Source organism: Sulfurihydrogenibium yellowstonense SS-5, assembly GCF_000173615.1.
GTDB lineage: Bacteria > Aquificota > Aquificia > Aquificales > Hydrogenothermaceae > Sulfurihydrogenibium > Sulfurihydrogenibium yellowstonense.
Map to the genome: position 1 here is coordinate 1 of NZ_ABZS01000185.1, position 3,148 is coordinate 3,148.

Consider the following 3,148-nt stretch of genomic DNA (forward strand, 5'->3'; position numbering starts at 1 on the left):
TAGTAGACCTTTACAGTATAAACTTTAATCCTATTCTATCTGCAAAAGATTTTGAAAACATTCAGCAAGGGGCAGCTTCAGAAGATGTTAAAAAGCAACAAGAAATTATAAATAAGTCGGATTTGATTGTTTTGGCTTTCCCTGTATGGTGGTATAACATGCCTGCAATATTAAAAGGATACATAGACAGGGTTTTCTCTTACGGTTTTGCTTATGTTGAAGAAGATGGCAAGTTAATAGGTCTTTTGAAAGGTAAAAAAGTTGTTATTTTTGCAAACTTTGGTGGTAGTGAAGAAGAATATAAAAGAGATAATTTTGATAAATGTCTAAGCAAAACTTTTGAGGAGATTTTTAGATTTTGCGGAATTGATTTCGTAAAAACAAAATTTTTCTATAGCGTTCCATATGTAGATGATAGTATAAGGAAAGGTTATTTAGCGGAAGTAGAAAATACGTTAAAAGAAATGGTAGGTTAGTGAAAAATTCATATGTTTAAGAGTGTTCCAAAATTCTTGCAAGCTTCCTTTCTGTCATCCTGAGGCTGCAAGCCAAAGGATCTCATGTTTTGATTTTTTGATTTTGAAAAGAAAACAGGAGATTCTTCGTACAGCTGGAGAATGAGCAAAAAGTCAACCTTTCTTTGATGCTTGATAATCAAAAAACCCAAGGGTCTTGATTAATTACCCTTAAAAAGTAAAATCTATCTAATTTTTGTTATGTGTATTTAAATTACCTATTCCAACCATACGTGGATGCTTAACAAGGATGCTGCAAATTTTTTCCTGAAGTTTATTAGCTATCTCCGTGGTTTTAAAATCATTAACCAAGATAGAAAAAACAAATACTTCGTCGTTGGATGCCTTTACATAACCAGATAAGTTTTTAACTTTTTTAATATAACCTGTTTTGGCTATAATTCTTCCTTTTAAAAATTGGTCGTTTAATCTGTGCTTTAAAGTTCCATCTACTCCGGAGATCGCCAAAGATTCAAAAAAATCATAAAAATAAGGAGTTTTGTATATATACTCCAAAACTTTAACTAAAGCTTCCGGAGTAGTGGCATTATATCTTGATAGTCCACTTCCATCATAAATTCTTATATTTTCAGTTGTTATATTCATTTTTCTTAATGTATCTATAATTGCTCTCGCTGATGTGTATGTACTTCCTTCTCCATAAACCTCCTTCCCTATCGTTCTAAAAATCTGCTCTGCATAAAAATTATCACTGTCCTTGTTTGCTTTTTTGATTAACTCTCTTAACGGTCTTGACTGGTGAATAACTAAGTATTTGTATGATGCAGCCTTTCCTAAATACATTTTTCCTAAAACTTTAATTCCATTTTTATCTAAAATTTTTGATAAAACTGATAGAGTAAACATCGATGGATGGTTAACCGGAATAGAAGATTCTAAATTTATACTCCTTTTTGAAGAAGCTTTACCTTCTATAATTATTTTATTACCTTCAACTTTTAAAATTACATTTCCAGCTTTTTTTGAAAACTTTATGCTATATACGAATTGATAATAGTTATTTAAAGGGTCCATGGAAGCATAAACTTTACCGTTTTTTATATTAACCGTAACTTTCAAGCAGTTTTCATTTACTGAAAGCCCGCTAAATCTTGCTGTAAAACAGTAGTTTAAATCATCTTCAGGCCACCCTTGACCTATACCTTCTTCTGAAAAATATGAATTATCTCCTATAAGATTTCCCTCAACTCTATTTATTCCATATTCTTTAAGCTTTTTAACCATATCCTCTAAATCCTGGACTGTCAGTGATGGGTCTCCACCACCAATTAGATATAAATTTCCATACAATATTCCATTTTTAACATTACCATCTGTAGCAAGGATTGTTTTGTACTTAAAATCTGGAGATAAATTTGCTAACGCAGATACAGTAGTTATAAGTTTTTGATTAGAAGCAGGAATAAATGGATCTCTGTGGTTGTACATAAATGTAAAACCTTCCTCAGAAAGAGATTTTATAAGTATTCCAACCTTTGCATCATCTTCATTATTTATTTCTCTAATTATAGACTCAATCTCATACTTTAAAATCTCTGAAGAATATGCAGAAAAATTAAAAATCAAAAAAAGAAGAAAGATTATATATCTCAAGCTTTCTATCTCCTTAACAAACTTTATCTAAAAATACCTCGGCTTATACATTAATTTCTTTGACTTTCATCAAACCGTGCAAAGCATTACTAATAAATATTAAGTCTGCTTCTTTAATGTCTTTTAATGTAAACCTTCCTTCTACAACTACAAAACCTTGTGCTTTTGCTTCCTGCAGAACAACCTTTCTTGAGATGCCATCTAAAACACCATTATCAAGGGACGGAGTGTATAAATACCTTCCTTTTATCCAATAAATATTTGCTGAAGATGTTTCAGTGATAAAGTTATTCTCATTTAAAATGATACAATCAAAAAATCCGTTTTCTCTTGCATATCTTTTTATCAAGATATTTCTTAGATAGTTAGTAGATTTAATTTTTAAAAGTGGGTCTGAAGAATGGACTTTGTAAGGTGAAACCGTAAGCCTTATCTCTTCCTTTATTGGTTCATAAGGCTTAGTAATGACCATAACATTTTTTCCATGAGGCTTTAATGGAAAATAAGAGTTTCCTTCGGATAAAATAATTATTTTTACGTATAAATCTTCACCTTCAGATTTGCTTACTGCATCTTCTATGTAAAAAAGAAAATCTTCCTTTGTTATTTTAGGAATGTTTAAAATTTCACAGCCTTTACTTAATCTTTCAAAGTGGTAGTCTATGTATTTTGGGAGTTTTTCTTTGTATCTAAAGGTTTCAAAAACTCCTTCTCCATACATTAGAGGTCTAATCAGATTTTTTTGCTCAAGCTCTTTTCCGTTTATAAAAACTTTCTCTGCCATGTTGGTAACCTCAAAAATTTGAGATATACAAGTTGAGATATATTATATCAGAGGGTTGTGGAAATGAGAAAAAGTAAAAAAGTTATTATCATAGAAATCATTTAGCTATAATCCCTTGGGTGAGAAATTAGGGATTTTTATAAAATTTAAAAAAGAGATCCTTCGGACTTACGTCCTCAGGATGACGAAGAAAACTTGATAATTATATAATTTACCAAGGGCAACCCTATTTGTC

The 3,148-nt window shown here is 30.6% G+C and carries 3 protein-coding genes; 1 reads left to right on the top strand and 2 read right to left on the bottom strand.

The window, feature by feature from the left end:
• The coding region (locus SULYE_RS07205) for an NAD(P)H-dependent oxidoreductase (protein WP_007547986.1) at positions 1-476 on the top strand (476 nt) is incomplete at its 5' end.
• A 228-nt stretch (positions 477-704) separates the two neighbouring features.
• Here SULYE_RS07205 and dacB read toward each other — a convergent pair.
• Positions 705-2,129: a D-alanyl-D-alanine carboxypeptidase/D-alanyl-D-alanine endopeptidase gene (gene dacB, locus SULYE_RS07210; RefSeq protein WP_007547988.1), complete on the bottom strand. Its 1,425-nt coding sequence runs from the start codon at positions 2,127-2,129 to the stop codon at positions 705-707.
• A 43-nt stretch (positions 2,130-2,172) separates the two neighbouring features.
• Positions 2,173-2,913, bottom strand: a complete 741-nt coding sequence (locus SULYE_RS07215) for an aminotransferase class IV (RefSeq protein WP_007547989.1) — start codon at positions 2,911-2,913, stop codon at positions 2,173-2,175.
• Positions 2,914-3,148: the final 235 nt, after the last annotated feature.

Coding starts and splice junctions, on each gene's coding strand:
- SULYE_RS07215 (WP_007547989.1), bottom strand. CDS start 2,913: ATGGCAGAGAAAGTTTTTATAAACGGAAAAGAGCTTGAGCAAAAAAAT.